The 14,554-nt window shown below is 56.4% G+C and carries 15 protein-coding genes; 8 read left to right on the top strand and 7 right to left on the bottom strand.

Annotated elements, in window-relative coordinates:
- The first annotated feature begins 104 nt into the window (after positions 1–104).
- Positions 105–305, top strand: coding sequence for a type II toxin-antitoxin system VapB family antitoxin (locus O3S85_RS10245; RefSeq protein WP_269540196.1), 201 nt, complete (start codon positions 105–107; stop codon positions 303–305).
- A 2-nt stretch (positions 306–307) separates the two neighbouring features.
- Positions 308–706: a type II toxin-antitoxin system VapC family toxin gene (vapC, locus tag O3S85_RS10240; protein WP_269540195.1), complete on the top strand. Its 399-nt coding sequence runs from the start codon at positions 308–310 to the stop codon at positions 704–706.
- Positions 707–733: 27 nt separating this feature from the next.
- Here vapC and rpoN read toward each other — a convergent pair whose 3' ends face one another.
- Positions 734–2,188, bottom strand: coding sequence for an RNA polymerase factor sigma-54 (rpoN, locus tag O3S85_RS10235; RefSeq protein ID WP_269540194.1), 1,455 nt, complete (start codon positions 2,186–2,188; stop codon positions 734–736).
- Positions 2,189–2,245: 57 nt separating this feature from the next.
- Entirely contained in the window at positions 2,246–3,214 is a 969-nt protein-coding gene (locus O3S85_RS10230) for a serine/threonine-protein kinase (protein WP_269540193.1), read from the bottom strand.
- Positions 3,215–3,341: 127 nt separating this feature from the next.
- Between O3S85_RS10230 and O3S85_RS10225 the strand changes: the two genes are divergently transcribed.
- Positions 3,342–3,659, top strand: a complete 318-nt coding sequence (locus O3S85_RS10225; RefSeq protein WP_269540192.1) for a HesB/IscA family protein — start codon at positions 3,342–3,344, stop codon at positions 3,657–3,659.
- A gap of 446 nt (positions 3,660–4,105) precedes the next feature.
- On the opposite strand, the gene O3S85_RS10220 is transcribed toward O3S85_RS10225, so the two are convergent.
- Positions 4,106–4,363, bottom strand: coding sequence for a hypothetical protein (locus O3S85_RS10220; protein ID WP_269540191.1), 258 nt, complete (start codon positions 4,361–4,363; stop codon positions 4,106–4,108).
- Positions 4,364–4,449: 86 nt separating this feature from the next.
- Here O3S85_RS10220 and O3S85_RS10215 point away from each other — a divergent pair, with 86 nt between their 5' ends.
- Together O3S85_RS10215 and panB are read left to right on the top strand one after the other, a co-directional pair.
- Positions 4,450–5,373 (top strand): nucleoside hydrolase, encoded by a 924-nt coding sequence (locus tag O3S85_RS10215; protein WP_269540190.1) that lies wholly within the window; start codon positions 4,450–4,452, stop codon positions 5,371–5,373.
- 8 nt (positions 5,374–5,381) lie between these two features.
- A complete protein-coding gene (panB, locus tag O3S85_RS10210) occupies positions 5,382–6,158 on the top strand; it encodes a 3-methyl-2-oxobutanoate hydroxymethyltransferase (RefSeq protein ID WP_269540189.1) in 777 nt (258 codons plus the stop codon).
- A 63-nt stretch (positions 6,159–6,221) separates the two neighbouring features.
- Here the strand turns inward: panB and O3S85_RS10205 are convergent, their stop codons facing one another.
- Both O3S85_RS10205 and glnD read right to left on the bottom strand, forming a co-directional pair.
- The gene (locus O3S85_RS10205; protein WP_269540188.1) at positions 6,222–7,925 is read right to left on the bottom strand and encodes a GAF domain-containing protein; all 1,704 of its coding nucleotides are present in this window, start codon (positions 7,923–7,925) and stop codon (positions 6,222–6,224) included.
- Between the two features lie 171 nt (positions 7,926–8,096).
- A complete protein-coding gene (gene glnD, locus O3S85_RS10200) occupies positions 8,097–10,919 on the bottom strand; it encodes a [protein-PII] uridylyltransferase (protein ID WP_269540187.1) in 2,823 nt (940 codons plus the stop codon).
- Positions 10,920–11,051: 132 nt separating this feature from the next.
- On the opposite strand from glnD, the gene pcp reads away from it, so the two are divergent.
- On the top strand, positions 11,052–11,720 hold the full coding sequence (gene pcp, locus O3S85_RS10195; RefSeq protein ID WP_269540186.1) for a pyroglutamyl-peptidase I: 669 nt from the start codon (positions 11,052–11,054) through the stop codon (positions 11,718–11,720).
- A gap of 71 nt (positions 11,721–11,791) precedes the next feature.
- Here the strand turns inward: pcp and O3S85_RS10190 are convergent, their stop codons facing one another.
- On the bottom strand, positions 11,792–12,055 hold the full coding sequence (locus O3S85_RS10190) for a hypothetical protein (protein WP_269540185.1): 264 nt from the start codon (positions 12,053–12,055) through the stop codon (positions 11,792–11,794).
- Entirely contained in the window at positions 12,055–12,336 is a 282-nt protein-coding gene (locus O3S85_RS10185; protein ID WP_269540184.1) for a BrnT family toxin, read from the bottom strand. Before O3S85_RS10185 ends, O3S85_RS10190 begins: the two co-directional genes overlap by 1 nt.
- A gap of 238 nt (positions 12,337–12,574) precedes the next feature.
- Here O3S85_RS10185 and O3S85_RS10180 point away from each other — a divergent pair, with 238 nt between their 5' ends.
- Both O3S85_RS10180 and O3S85_RS10175 read left to right on the top strand, forming a co-directional pair.
- Positions 12,575–13,540 carry an acetylxylan esterase gene (locus tag O3S85_RS10180; protein WP_269540183.1) on the top strand — a complete coding sequence of 322 codons (966 nt, stop codon included), beginning with the start codon at positions 12,575–12,577 and terminating at the stop codon, positions 13,538–13,540.
- 39 nt (positions 13,541–13,579) lie between these two features.
- Positions 13,580–14,434, top strand: coding sequence for an esterase family protein (locus O3S85_RS10175; protein WP_269540182.1), 855 nt, complete (start codon positions 13,580–13,582; stop codon positions 14,432–14,434).
- Positions 14,435–14,554: the final 120 nt, after the last annotated feature.

The following is a 14,554-nucleotide window of genomic DNA, read 5'->3' as shown; positions in this document are numbered from 1 at the left end:
GCGGAGTATTCGCGGTATGTGGCGAGGGAGGCGGGTGAGCCTAACGTCTTCCCAGTTCTAGAGAATGCATTGACAGATACACACGTTTGTGCTATTGTATGTGTATGAAGCGAACGAATATAGTACTCGACGAAAAGCTCGTTGGGAAGGGGATGCGGCTCACCGGAATTGATACTCAAAAGGGTTTGATTGATTATGCCTTGCGGGAATTGGTTCGCCGTAAGGAGCAAAAGAGCATTCTTAAGCTCAAGGGCAAGGTCGGCTGGGAAGGCGATCTCGACTCATTGCGGGCGAAGCGAACCTAGGCATGGTCATCGTCGACACCACTGTCTGGATCGATTTCCTGCAAGGGCGAGAAACCAAAGAAGTCGCGACACTGGAAGCGCTCCTTGCCGATGAGGTGGACGTCTTCATCACGGGGATCATTGTTCAGGAAATTCTGACGGGAGTGAAAGCCAAGAAAGACCGGGCGAAAGTTATCAAGGAGCTCAGTCACTTTATTCTGATTAGCCCAACTTTCGATACGCATATTCAAGCGGCGGAAATTTACGATACTTGCCGGAAGCAGGGGCTCACGATTCGAAGCATCATAGACTGTTTGATCGCCGCGTTGGCGCTCGAATATGATCTTACGATCTTGGAGAAGGATCGGGACTATTCCTTTATCGCCAAAGTCTTTCCGCTGAAAAACTTTCGAGTGGGGTAAGGCTATTGAGAAGTCCCACCCCCGGTCCTACTGAAACCGGCGGCGTAAATTCGTGGGCAGGATGCCGAGCTCTTCGCGGTATTTGGCGACGGTGCGGCGGGCGATTTTTACATCGTCCTGGGCAAGGATTTTTACCACCTCCTGGTCGCTGAGCGGCTTGGCGGGGTTTTCGTTGCTGATGATGTTCGCAATGCGGTCCTTGATGGACTTGTTCGAGACGGCCTGGCCGTCCTTGCCCTGATAGCCGGGCGTGAAGAAATACTTGAACTCAAACACGCCGTGCGGCGTCTCGATGAACTTGTTGGCGATGGCGCGGCTGACGGTCGTTTCGTGGACGCCGACGGTTTGCGCGATCTGGTTCATGGTGAGCGGGCGCAGCTTGGAAACGCCGTATTCGAAAAAGTCCAACTGGAACTTCAAGATCTCTTCGGTGATGCGCTCGATGGTCTGCTGGCGCTGCTCGATGGAGTTCATCAGGAAGCGGCCGGCGCGGATCTTTTCGCGGATGTATTCCTTGTCTTTGCCGATGATTTTCCCGGTGGCAATCATCTCCTTGTAGGCGGGGCTGATGCGCAGGCGCGGGATGTAGTCGTTGTTGAGGATGATCTGCCAGGTGTCGTCGCTTTTTTCGACGGTGACGTCGGGCACGACGATGCGGTTGTTGTCGTCGCTGAACTTACTGCCGGGGGCCGGGTCGAGCGTGGCAATTTCCTCAATAGCGAACTGCACTTCCTCGATCTTCGAGCTGGTCTTGCGCGCGATGTCCGGGATGCGGTGGCGCAGGAGGAGCTCGTAGTGGTCGCGAATGATTTCCGCGGCGAGGGTGTCGTCGCGCTCGGTCAGCTTGAGTTGGGTGAGGAGACAATCCTGCAAATCCTTGGCACCGATGCCGGGCGGGTCGAGTGACTTCAGCACGTCGGCGGCTTTTTGCATTTCGCCGAGGGGGAGCTGGGTCATCAGCGCGGCGTCGGAGAGGCTGATGGTGAGAAAACCGCGGTCGTCCAGGCTGCCGATCAAGTAGTCGACGCCTTCCTTTTGCTGCGGGGTTAGGTCGCAGAGGTCGGCTTGGCGAAGGAGGTGCTCCTGCAGGGATGTTTCGCTGACGAGCGAGTCGAAAAAGTGCTGGCGGCGTTGGGCGTCCTCACTGGTAAACTGCGAGTTCGAGGCCTCCTGCGTGTAGTATTCGCGGTAATCCTCGTCGAGCTGGCTGAGCTTGGAGTAGTCCTCCTCGCTGAGCTGCATTTCGTCGGTGCTGGCGGGCTCGCTGTCGTTGGTCTCCTTGTCCTCGCTGGCTTGCTGCTCAATGCTGATGCCATCCACGGGCAGCTCTTCGAGCGTCGGGTTTTGCTGGAGTTCCTCCAAGATGGAGTTGCGCAGCTCGAGCGTAGCTGCCTGTAAAATCTTAAGGGACTGACGCAGCTGCGGCGCTAGAACAAGCGACTGCGTCTGCTTCTGAACCTGTTGAAGTCCCTGATGTGCCATGGATTACTGGAAAATATGCGCTCACGTCGGGGTATTTAGGTGCGCGTTACGGTGTGGTTAGCGTTGTGCGTGACGTTCGGCGGCGGAATCGCCCTCGGGACCGAAGAGGTCTTGCAAGTAGAGGGCGAGTTTCTCATTGGTCGGCCCGTAGCCGTCACTGTAAAGGTAAACTTCGAGCGCGGTGAGTAGCTCGGTGGCAGACTGGTAGCGATCCTCGCGATTACGGGCGAGGGTGCGATACAGGATGTCGTTCAGCTTGTCATCGACGCCGTCGCGCATGCGGCGGAAGTCCGGCAGGTCCAGCGTAAGGATGCGCTCACGGGTGGTTTCGGAGTCTTCGCCTTCGAAAATGTTGTAGCCCAGCAGCAGCTCGGAGAGGACGATGCCGCAAGGGAAAATATCGGCGCGTGCGTCGGTGACTTCCTTGCGTGCTTGCTCGGGGGAGAGGTATTCGTCCTTACCGGCAATGACTTCGCCTTCCTCGTTATACATCAGGTCGAGCGCCTTCGCGATGCCGAAGTCGGTCAACTTCACGTCGCCTTCATAAGCGAGCATGATGTTCTTCGGGCCGACGTCGCGGTGGACAATGCCCACGGGGCGGCCATGGACGTCGCGCTTGTTGTGCGCGTAGGCGAGGCCGCGGGCCACACGGGAGACGATGAACACCGCCAGATCGACGGGGATTAGCTGATTGGTCTCAATATGATGGTTAATAAACTCCTCGGTGTTGAGGCCGTTTACATATTCCATCACCATGAAATACTGGTCACCTAGAGCGCCCAGATGATAGGTCTGGACGATGTTGGTGTGGATAAGGTCAGCGACCAGACGGGCTTCGCCGATGAAGTTACTGCGAAACTCGTCGAACACCGAAAACTCCTCACGAATGAGCTTAATGGCGACAACTTTGCAAAACTCGTCGCTGCCATGTTGTCGGCCTTCATACACCACGCCCATACCGCCTTCGGCGATCTTCCGGGTTAGCTCGTAGTGTATTTCGTTGAAGAGGTGTTTTAACCGTTCCACTGTTGGGCAAGATAAACGACGAAGCGTTTCAATCAAGCGGAAATATCGAAATGTGCACGTTTCTTGCTCAGCGCTGAGAATCCGCTCCACGTTTGACATTGCGGCGGCAATTAGTCACATTTTTTGGATGATCAATTTAACAGAATCCGCCGCCGCCCAAATTCGTAAGCTGCAAGCCGACGCCGATGCGGCCGACAAACTGCTTCGCGTGTTCATTGAGCCAGGTGGCTGCTCGGGTTTTGAATACGGGATGACTTTCGATGCGCCCAAGGACAACGATCATCGCTTGGCCGACCAGGGGATTGAGTTCCTTGTCGACCCGGACAGCTATTCCTACCTCGACGGCTGCCGCATCCACTTTGATGACGGTCTGCACGGCAAGGGCTTTGAAATTAACAACCCCAACGCAGCCTCCACTTGCGGCTGCGGGCGTTCGTTTAATTAAAGGTAAAACTCAGTATTCAAAATGCAAAAGGCCAGTGGACTGCAGGTCTTTAAGCTGAGCGTATGCTTACTATGACTTCGTTCTAATGCAGGAATACTCTGCAAAAGTTGAAATCTTAGGTCCCCGACCACCTTATTATATGGTTGCAGAGCACGTTTGGGGAGAAGGAGTCGATATTGACTCCGACGGCGATTCGAGTTTTGCAGATGACCAAGAGTGGACTGAGCTAACGCTAGAGAAAAGGCCACAGATGGGTGAGCGCATAGATGTCGACCCTATTTCTATGCACCCACTAATTCTAAATGTCGTTTCACAGGACCCTAAACTCGTAAATAAGGTCGCCGATTTTCTGGAGATTTGCTGTGGCAGAAGGATAACACCTTTTGTATAACTTAGTGCTGTAATTATCTTTCGGTGCGAATATTCAGCTTAGTTTCAATCCATTTTCACGGCTGAAACATCGTAACGGCGCGAGCACTTTCCACCATGAACCAGATCGCAAAGCCGGCTAGAGGCAGGTAGACCAGCGCCGCTTTCCAGCGGCTAATACGGCCTGAGTCATACTTGCCGAAAGTAGCGCGCTCGAAGGCGCTGTAGCTGAAACGGCGAAACTTCGGGATGAGCTTTCGCTTGCCATGCAGGCGGTCCCGCGCGGCCCGGCGTTGGCGGCGGTGGTAGAGCCAGCGAAAGAAAGTCTTAATCATGGGCGCAATAATATCGCGATGGGCTACTCTTGGCGAGCGCTTACCATTTGACACGCACAATATGCTGCGCAAATAAATTCGCTGACATGAATCTCCCGCTTACCCCCGAGGAACTGCTGCGCAAGCTGCAATGGCCTGAACGCCCGGTCGACATGGTGCTCGATACCGATACCTACAACGAGATCGACGACCAGTTCGCGCTTGTTTATTCACTGCTTTCGCCCGAACGGATGAACGTCAAGGCGATCTACGCCGCGCCGTTTCATAACCAGCGATCCAGTGGCCCCGGCGACGGCATGGAGAAGAGCTACGAGGAAATCCTCCGCTTGCTGGAGTTTATGGAAACGCCGGCCAGCGGGTTTGCGTTCCGCGGCTCCGCCGAGTGGCTCGCCAACAAGCAGACTGCGCCGCAGAGCGAAGCTGTGGATCACATGATCGAGCTCGCCCGCAGTTACAGCGAGGACCAGCCTCTTTATGTAGTCGCGATCGGGGCCATTACCAATGTTGCCGCCGCGCTGATTGCCGCGCCCGATATCGCACGCAAGATCGTGGTTCTCTGGTTGGGTGGGCATCCCGTCTACTGGCCGTCAGCGAACGAGTTTAACATGCAGGGCGATGTGCTGGCCTCGCAATATATTCTCGACTGCGGGGTGCCGCTGGTGCGATTCCCCTGCGCGCTTGTCGCGGAGTCGTTAACCTCGACCATTGCCGAGATGGAGCGCTACGCCAAGCCTTGCGGCAAGACGGGGGCTTACCTTTTTGAGATATTTTCGACTTACGAAGAGCGCCTTAAGAATCCCGGCTGCTCAAAGGTGGTCTGGGATCTGGCTCCGATCGGCTGGCTCGTCAACCAAGGCGGTTTTAAAAGCCACCTCATGCCTAGCCCGATCCTTAATGCGGAGTTGACCCTGAGCATTGATCCGCGCCGCCACACCATTCACGAAGTCACCGCTATCGACCGCGATTACATTTACAAAGACTTGTTTACGAAGCTGGCGAAACTGGCTTAACTGGTTCCGTGAAAACAACCACGCAGACCATTCGTAAGCTAAAGGGCGAGCGGCCGATCGCCATGTTGACGGCCTATGACTTCATTACTGCGCAACTCGCGGGGGAGGCTGGGGCGGACATGATTCTCGTCGGCGATTCGCTGGGGAACACCGCGCTGGGCTTCGATTCGACGATCCCGGTGACCGTCGATATGATGCTCCACCATTGCGCCGCGGTTGCCCGCGCCAAGCCCAATGCGCTGCTGATGTGCGACGTGCCTTTTGCCGTCGCGGGGCATTCCACGGATAACCTGCTCGATGTCTGCGCGCGCATGCTCCAGCAAGCCGGGGCCGAGTGTGTGAAGATCGAAGGTGGGGTCCGCCGCGCGGAAAAGTGCGCTGCTATTGCGCGTGCCGGTATCCCCGTGATGGGCCACATCGGCCTGAAGCCACAGGACGTGCTGCAACTCGGCGGTTATCGCAAGTTTGGCAAAACTGATGGCAGCCGCACGGCCTTGCTCGACGAGGCCAAGGCCTGGGAAGACGCGGGTGCTTTCTCGCTGCTGCTCGAAATGGTCGACGAAGACGCGGCCGGCATGATTACCGATGCGGTCAGCATCCCGACGATTGGCATCGGGGCGGGGCCACGGGTGGACGGCCAGGTGCTGGTCATCTCGGATGCCCTCGGCATGAATGCTGGCAAGTATCCTGGCTTTGCGAAGAAATATGTCGACCTGCGCGAAATCGCGGTCGAGGCCTTGGGCCGCTATGTGAGTGAAGTGCGCGAACGGAAGTTTCCGGAGTAGCTTTTCTCGAGCAGATGCCGCCTCGTTTTTAAGAAGCAACCGAAAGAAGACTCTCCGCGCTGATCAGTCGGCGAGGGGAATTGAAAACTGGAAGGTCGTGCCCTGTGGGCCGGTTTCGACCAGGTAAATGTCGCCGCGGTGGCTCTTAATGATCTGCTTGGAAATGGCCAGACCAAGGCCGGAGCCTTCCTCGCGGCCGGACAGGAAGGACTGGAAAATGCGGTCGCGCAGATTGGCGGGAATGCCGGGACCGTTGTCGCGCACGCTGACTTGGCCGACGGGCATTTCTTCGCTGCCGCTGCACTCGATGGAGACTTCCACCTTGCCGCCATTGGGCATGGCTTGAAATGCGTTGAGCACCAGGTTGAGCAGGACTTGCTGGATTTGCCCCTTGTGCGCCTCGACGCTGAGCGGACCCTTGTGGGTTTTACAGACGAGCTCGACGCCGGTTTGCTCCGCCTTGAGGCGCACCAGCAGGATGGTTTCCTCGACGAGTTTATTCAGGTCGTAGAGCGAATGCATGCCCGTGCGGCTTTTGCCAAAGGACAAGACGCGGCCGACAATTTCCTCAAGTTGGAGGATTTTCTCGCTGATCACCACCGTGTCCTGGTGGCGTGGATCGGCGTCGTCGAAGTCCAGAGTGAGCGACTCAAAGAGCAGCTTGATCACGGTGAGCGGGTTGCGGATTTCGTGCGCGATCTCCGCCGAAAGCAAGCCAAGCGTGGTCAGGCGTTCGTTTTTGCGCAGGCTTTCCTCACTCTGGAAAACGCGGGCGTAAAGCTTACTGTTTTGGATAGCCACGGCCCCCATGGACGCCATGGAGGTGAAGAGCTGGCGCTCGTCGTTGTTGAAGCGGTGGGGGGTGTCGGTGTAGGCATTGAGCACGCCAATTGCGCGTCCGTCGACGATGATGGGCGTCGCCAGCAGGGAGGCCAGGCCGGCACTTTGCGTGATCTCGATAAAATGATGCTCCTCGGTCTGGGGCAGGTTTTGAATCGCCACTTGCTTACGGCGGTCGATCGCCACGCCGACTGCAGTTTCGTTGACTGGCAGCTCCTCCTGATAATCGATCGGGCCTTCGGTGCCGGAGACGACCTCCAGCTTCAGGCGTTTGCGGTCCTCGGTCAGCAGGTAAATCGCGCAAATACTGCAATGCATGAGCTTACGCGATTCGCGGGTGAGCGACTTCAGCACGTCGCGCAGTTCGCGCTTGCCGCCAAGTAATTGGCCAATGCGCAGCAGGGTCTGCAACTGGTGGTTTTTCTCTTTGAGTTGCCGGATCAGCCACAAGCGGCTGACCACCGATGTTGCTTCAATCGTGAGCAGAGAAAGGAGCTTGAGGTCCTGTTCGCTAAAGGCGTTTTCGCGGTCACTGTCGACATTCACCACTCCGACCGGTGAGCCATCGATCAGCATTGGTGCGGCCATTTCGGAGCGGACGGAATCTTTGACCGCAATGTAGCGCGGCTCGCGGTGGACGTCGGGTACGAGTAGCGGCTTACCGTGCAGGGCAACCCAGCCCGTGATGCCGATGCCCAGCGGTAGTGAAAATTTATTCTTCAGCTGCAGGCCACGGGTAACCTCGATTTCGAGCAGATTCGTGTCCGGGTTGGTCAGCGCAACGGACGCACTGGAGGCACCGAGCACATCGACCAACTCCTGCAAAATGGCTTCCAGGGCCTCGCGCGCATCATCGGTTTCACTAACCAGCCGGCTAATGCGGTAAAGCGAATCGATAACGGAGCGTTCAGGCGCGGCTGTTTCCATGGGGAATTTTTAAGGTTCGAAAGGTTTGAAAGTTCGAAAGGTTCGAAGGTTTGGAAATGAAAACCTTAAGTGACGTGCCGAGTTATGGAAACCTCCAAATGTCGACTACAACTCTCAACCTTCGAACATTACAAACTTTTCGAACCTTCGAACGCCCGGCCACAGGCCGGGCTATCCCGCAGCGGCTTCGAACTCGTCGTGGGAAATAATGCGCTCGATCTCGTCTCGGAGCGGAACGAGGGTGTCGGTGTTACTGATTGCCAATGGACGTGTCGGCTCGATGTAAAAGGTGTCCAGCGCAGCTCCGCGCTCGGTGGAGATGCGGGCGAAGCTGATGTCGTAGCCGTGTTTGAAAATCGCGTGCGCCAGTTGGTAGAGCAGGCCCAGGTGGTCGTTTGCCTGGACTTCGACAATGGTGCGCTTGAGCGAGAGCTCGTGGTAGACGTCGACCTTGGACGGGATCGGTGCGCGCAGGCGGTTCATCTTGCCGGAGCCAAAGGCGGAGGCAAGCTTACGGGCTTGCTCCTTGATGGCTGGCATCAGGTCGGTATTGTGCAGGAGCGCCTTTTCGAGCTGTTCGCGGAACTTGGCTTCGGCCTTGGCGTCTTGCACGGGTCCACCGTCAGCGGCGACCACATAAAAGGTGTCGATGGTGATGTGGTCGTTGCGGGAAATCGCCTTGGTGCTAAGGATGTTGACCCCGGCCACCGTGAGGGCACCAGCGAGCTTGTAGAACAGACCGGCGCGGTCCCAGGTGACGACGTTGACGACCGTCATGCCCTGGTCCTCATCGGTGCGCCAGTTGATGACGGGCACCAGAGAGCCAATACTATCCGCCTCCGAAATGGTCTCCAGCAGCTCGTTCACCATCTGGACGTGGAGGATGATGTCGTCCGCGTCGTTATGGATGAAATACCGCTCTGGCAGCAGATTGAAGTGGGCGTCGATCTGGTCCTTCTCGATGTCGGGCAGGCGTCGCTCAATGATTTCGCGGTAGATCATCGATTTGCGCTCCTTCCTGCGTTTGACCATCGCATCCGGCTCGTGATGAAGGTGTTCAAGGGTAGCATGGAAAAGATTCTCATGGAGGGTTTGTTTGTAGCTGTTCCACAGGCTACTGGCTGTGCCCGAAGCATCGCAATAAGTGTGCACGTAAAGGTAGCGAAGGGTATCTTCGTCTCCCACCAATTGAGCAAAAGAAGCGATGGTTCTTGGGTCATCAATATCCAGCCGTTGCCAGAATCGTGCCATTTCCAAATGATTTTCGACGATTGTTAAAATTATTTTCCGTCTTTTGTCGTCGATGCCGAGTCGGCGCAGGATGGGCTCGGCGACTTTTACCCCGTTCTCGCAGTGGCCGCTGACGCCGTCGGATTTTCCCAGATCATGCACGAGGAGAATGAGATACAGCAGCGCCGGCGTCTCGGTTTTGATCAGCGCCTGGTGGTATTTGGCACCGTTTTTGCCCTCTTCACGGAAGACTTCGTCGAGCTTGCGAATAGTGTTCAGTGTGTGGATATCGGCTGTGTAGCGGTGATAAAACTCGTGCTGCACGAGGCAGGTGATATCGCCAAACTCCGGCACGAAACGCCCCAAAACGCCGGTCTCGTGCATGAGCAAGAGCGTTGGATAAACGTTGCCCCGCGTCTGCAAAATAGAGCGGAAGGTGCGGTTGGCCGACTCGTTATGGATCAGCTTGGCATCGATCAAATCCAGGGACTGGCTGATCAGAACGCGCAGGTCGAGATCGGGCTCCAGATCATATTGCTGGAGATAGCGGAAGACGCGAATGATGCGCGTTTTGTCTTCCTTAAAGGTGTTCCTGGACTCGGCCGAGAGCGTGTTGGGCGTGATCAGGAAGCCATCGAGGTCCTTTTGCCGGTCTTGGCGGCGGGAGTCGATTACGGCCTGGAATGTGTAGCCGCGGTTGGCGTCCAGGTTACTAAAGGCCAGGCGCTGTTCGAGCAGCTTCGAGGTCTGGTAAATGTAATTGGCGTGCCGGTAGTAGTCCTGCATGAAGGCCTCGACGCGGCGGAAAATGTCGTGCTGCTTGTAGCCGAGGTCCCAGGCGATGCTGGGCTGCGCCTCCAGGCTCAGCGTGTCATTGGGGCGCTTGCTGTTGAAGTGGACTTCGTTGCGCACGCGCAGGAGGAAATCGTAGGCAGCGATCAGGTGGTCGCGCTCCTGGTGGCTCAGGAATTTCTTCTCCACCAGCGCGTCCAGCGAGCCGTCGCCAATGCGCACTTCGGCCATCCAAAGGATGTTTTGATAATCACGCAGCCCGCCGACGCCGTTCTTGATGTCGGGCTCCTGCAAAAAGACGCTGCCGCCGTATTTTTCGCGGCGCTCCGCCTGGTCGGCCAGGCGTTGCTTGGCGTAGGCACGCTGATCCGTGCGGCGGTAATATTTACGGTAGTTTTTCTCGAACTCGTCGAATAGCTCGGCGTCGCCGCAAATGTGACGTGCTTCGAGCAGGGCGTTGAGCGTTTGGACGTCCGCCTTGGCCTCGGAAACGGTTTCTTTAACCGTCCGGCTGGAGTGCCCGACCTTCAGGCCGAGGTCCCATAGTGGGTAAAGGATCTCATCGGACATGACCTCCTGTAGCGGCTTGAGCAGCTCCGGCTTAGCCTTCTTCGGGTAGAGGAACATGATGTCGATGTCGCTCAGCGGGCAAAGCTCGGCACGCCCGTAGCCGCCCAGCGCCAACATGGCGACGGAGTAGGGGGGCGGGCCTTTCTTTTTCTCATACACGGCCAAGGCGTTCAGAAACAGCCGCTCGATCAGCACATCGACCATCATGGTGTGCGCCTTGGCGACGCGCAGGCCGCCATCGCCTTTGTCGTGGTAGCGCTGCAGCATCTCGTGCTCCAGGCGCTGATATTCCTTGAGCTGCTTCAGGCGCTCACCCGACGGCGTATCGGGACCAAAGGTCAGCCGCTTATCTGCGTGCAGGCGGATGCGTCTAAATAATGGGTCCTGTAATCGCTTGTTCAAGTGTTGATAAAAAGACGCACACCCGTAGCTGAATTTCAATGGGAAATACTGCATCGGACACCGATAAGATAACTTTATTCTCAAAGATGAATGAGGTTGATGCAAATCCGGGCTTTGCTAGCATTCTGCGTCATGAAAAAAGTTCTCCTGACCGGCTTCGGCGATTGGGCCGGCAGCTGCGCCAATCCAGCAGGCGAGGTCGCCAAGGCGCTTGACGGTGCCAAGCTCAACGGGGCAATCGTGACGAGTGTCATTGCCCCTTCCATTTTCAAGGAAATGATCCCCTGCGTGGTCCGCGCAATGGACGAGCATCAGCCCGACATCGTCCTGTCCATGGGCGAATACAATGGCCGCACCATGATCACCGTGGAGCGCATTGCCCAGAACATCATCGACGCCACACGCTACAACATGAGCGACGACGTTGGCGACATGCCGCAGGACGCGCCCGTCGTCCCCGGTGCCCCGTATGCCTACCCGGCCACGGTTCCGCTGCGCGCCATGGTCCGAGCGATGCGCGATGCAGGCGTCCCGGCGGATATCTCGGACACCGCCGCTACCTTTGGGTGTAACTTGCTGATGTTCGGCGTGTTGCACCACATTTCAGTGAATGACTTACCTGTGCGCGCTGGCTGGGTCCATTTGCCTTCTCTGCCGGAAACCGCCGCGCTGGACAAAAATGTCGGCCTCCCCAGCATGGCTCTCGAAACGCAAGTAGCCGGCCTTAAAGCCGCTATCGAAGCCTGCGCCGCCCACGAAACCGACATCGATGCACCGATCTCAGGCCGCCTACAGATTTAGCGGGTATTATACCACGATTTTTGCCTCAGTTATGGAGTGCGCCAGCCTTCTGGCGCTAGACGCAACCGGGGTTATCGCTTTTCCGTCAGATTGCCTTCGACGTATTGGTGAATTAAGCCGGAGATGAGCGCTTGGTAGGGGATGCCCTTCTGAATCGCTTTACGCTGTATGCCTAATAGATCGTGGCTGCTGAGTCGAATGTTGATGCGCTTGTCCTTTTTGAAGGTATTTTCACCCGCCGTTTTTAATTGAGACATTAGCTCCGGCGAGGGGCGCGAGAGTGTTGCCTCTCCCTTCTCATAGCTATCGAGAATTTCTTTTTCTTCACTGTCCATTACATGTCCTCCATCTCTTTGCGGTAGTCTCGCGTTGCTTTACGGCTTGGAATTGCGGTCTTCAGAAAGATGGTTTCTCCATCCATTACAAATGGGATTAAGTAAACATAATCATCGATCGGGACTAAGAATATCTGCTGATTGGGGTAGCGCTCCTGATTGGGGTGTTCCATGACTCGCCAAAGTAGGCCTTCCGAAAGCAGCAGTGCGATTTCGTCGAATGAAATGTTTCTTTCCGCTTTTAGCCATTCGTTTTTCTCCGGGTTCCAGTCGAATTTCACTACTGAATAATAGTATGCCTTTCAGGCACACGGTCAAGTCGGCATATAGGAAATCTTCCGAGTAATGCTTCACTTATTAAAGACACGTGGACTCAGAGAGAGGTATTTCAGCTTCACCCTCGGCTCGTCATTAAATCTTTTCATGCAAATTTGACGATTTGGTAGCATAATTGCTTTCGGTGGGCGTTTGTCTTGCCAAGCGCGTTGTTCTTGGCGGGACTGTCAGTTTCCTGTCACTATGGTACCGAAGAAATATCCTTATTCTTTCGACCCAACGTATGGTTACACGTTGGAGACGCTCTTGGATATCACCCCGCCAGCGGAGCCCGAGGGCTTTGCAGAATTTTGGCAGCGTGCTTACGAAGAGGCTAAAAATGCCCAGCCCATGGCGCGGCTTGCCGACACCGGCAAGACCGAGAACGGCTGGCGTATCTACGACCTTAATTACACCTCGACCGGTGGCATGAAGATCGGTGGCTGGGTTGGCGTCCCCGTCAAGGGCCCCATCCGGCGTGGCTTCGTCATTGGCCATGGTTACGGTGGTCGCGGTGGCTGCGACACGCATTATCCGCTGCGCGAGTCGGTGATCTTTTACCCCTGCATGCGGGGGCAGTGGTCGCGCAGTATGAACCCGCCCATCTCGCACGAGTCGCAGTATCACGTGCTGCACGACATCGACAAGCCGGACAAATACGTCCTTCGTGGCTGCGTGCAGGATATCTGGGTCGCCGTTACGGCGATGCTGAACCTGTTCCCGCAGGTCGAGGGCCACGTGGGCTACCTTGGCGGTAGTTTCGGCGGGGGGCTGGGCGCGCTGGCGCTTCCGTGGGATGATCGCATCAGCAAGGCGCACTTGAGGGTACCGACCTTTGGCCACCACCCGATCCGGCTCCAGTGCGTGGGGCAGGGCAGCGGTGAGTCCGTCCGCAAGTTTCACCAGAAACATCCCTGGGTCGCTGAGCGGACACTGCCTTACTACGACGCCGCCATCGCCGCGACGCACATCAAAATTCCCGTTCACTGCGCCTGCGCTCTGTTTGACCCCAACGTCTGTCCGCCAGGCCAGTTCGCGGTCTACAATGCCATCCCCGGCAAGAAAAAGAAGCTCTACGTGCAGGATGCCGGGCATTTTTCGTATGACAACGAGGCCCAGCAAGGCCAGGAAATCATGGACGCGATCGAAGCCTTTTTTGAAGACCTTTAGCCACCCTTCAACAACCACCACTCGACCACGAATCCACTCATGAGCACCACTGCTAAAGCTACCAGAGCGAAAACCATCACACGCGACAAGCGCTCCGCGCATAAAACGTCTGCAATGAAGAAACAGCCCAAGGCCAAAGCTCCGGCAGCTCCTGAGTTGCGCGAGATTCACCGTGAATATCACAAGTGGCACAGCCCGCGTCTGGAGCGCGAAATGGAGCTACTTGTCTTTGGCCACTCGGGGACGAAAGTGCTGATGTTTCCCACCGCCGGCGGCACGTTTTATCAATACGAGGACCTCCGGATCATCGACCGCTTGCGCGACAAGATTGCCGACGGCCATCTCCAGGTTTACTGCCTCGATTCCATCGACGGCGAGAGCTTCTACTGCTGGTGGGCTGAGCCGCGTGGCCGCATCGAGCGCCACATGAAATACGAGCAATACGTGCTCGAAGAGGTATTCCCGCTCATGGAGTATAAGAATCCGGGCACGCCAGTCATCTCGTTTGGCTGTAGCCTGGGTGCCTACCACGCCACCAACATTGCGCTTCGCCATCCGCACCTGTTCTGCAAGCTGTGCTCATTCAGCGGTCGGTTCGATCTGACCACGCACATGAATGGCTTTCGCGACCTCTTCGACGGCTATTACGACCAGGACATTTACTACCATACGCCGGCGCACTTCATTCCGAACCTGCGCGACCATGACATCCTCGAAGCTATGCGTCGCATGGACATCCAAATCGTCATTGGCCGAGACGACGCCTTTTATCGCCACAACGTGGACTTCAGCACCAGCCTCCGCCGCAAGGGCATCCCGCACAACCTCCACACCTGGAACGAAGAAGCCCACCGCGGCTACTACTGGCGCCGCATGACGAGCGCGTATGTGTAAGCTGGCCCTGCCGTTTCAATGTTTCATCCTGCGCGCTGGAGCGACTGTCTTTGTTTTGGCTCATGCTATTTTATAGTTTGGGTTTTTGATGATGGCGTTGAGCATGATGATGAGCTTACG

Origin of the sequence: Cerasicoccus sp. TK19100, assembly GCF_027257155.1 — a bacterium.
Lineage (GTDB): Bacteria > Verrucomicrobiota > Verrucomicrobiia > Opitutales > Cerasicoccaceae > Cerasicoccus > Cerasicoccus fimbriatus.
The sequence above is the reverse complement of the archived record's forward strand: the minus strand, read 5'-3'. Positions and strand labels throughout refer to the sequence as shown.

What these genes read in the sequence shown, in the direction of transcription:
- O3S85_RS10245 (WP_269540196.1), top strand. Translation starts at nt 105, where the DNA reads ATGAAGCGAACGAATATAGTACTCGACGAAAAGCTCGTTGGGAAGGGG.
- vapC (WP_269540195.1), top strand. Translation starts at nt 308, where the DNA reads ATGGTCATCGTCGACACCACTGTCTGGATCGATTTCCTGCAAGGGCGA.
- rpoN (WP_269540194.1), bottom strand. Translation starts at nt 2,188, where the DNA reads ATGGCACATCAGGGACTTCAACAGGTTCAGAAGCAGACGCAGTCGCTT.
- O3S85_RS10225 (WP_269540192.1), top strand. Translation starts at nt 3,342, where the DNA reads ATGATCAATTTAACAGAATCCGCCGCCGCCCAAATTCGTAAGCTGCAA.
- O3S85_RS10220 (WP_269540191.1), bottom strand. Translation starts at nt 4,363, where the DNA reads ATGATTAAGACTTTCTTTCGCTGGCTCTACCACCGCCGCCAACGCCGG.
- O3S85_RS10215 (WP_269540190.1), top strand. Translation starts at nt 4,450, where the DNA reads ATGAATCTCCCGCTTACCCCCGAGGAACTGCTGCGCAAGCTGCAATGG.
- O3S85_RS10205 (WP_269540188.1), bottom strand. Translation starts at nt 7,925, where the DNA reads ATGGAAACAGCCGCGCCTGAACGCTCCGTTATCGATTCGCTTTACCGC.
- pcp (WP_269540186.1), top strand. Translation starts at nt 11,052, where the DNA reads ATGAAAAAAGTTCTCCTGACCGGCTTCGGCGATTGGGCCGGCAGCTGC.
- O3S85_RS10190 (WP_269540185.1), bottom strand. Translation starts at nt 12,055, where the DNA reads ATGGACAGTGAAGAAAAAGAAATTCTCGATAGCTATGAGAAGGGAGAG.
- O3S85_RS10180 (WP_269540183.1), top strand. Translation starts at nt 12,575, where the DNA reads ATGGTACCGAAGAAATATCCTTATTCTTTCGACCCAACGTATGGTTAC.
- O3S85_RS10175 (WP_269540182.1), top strand. Translation starts at nt 13,580, where the DNA reads ATGAGCACCACTGCTAAAGCTACCAGAGCGAAAACCATCACACGCGAC.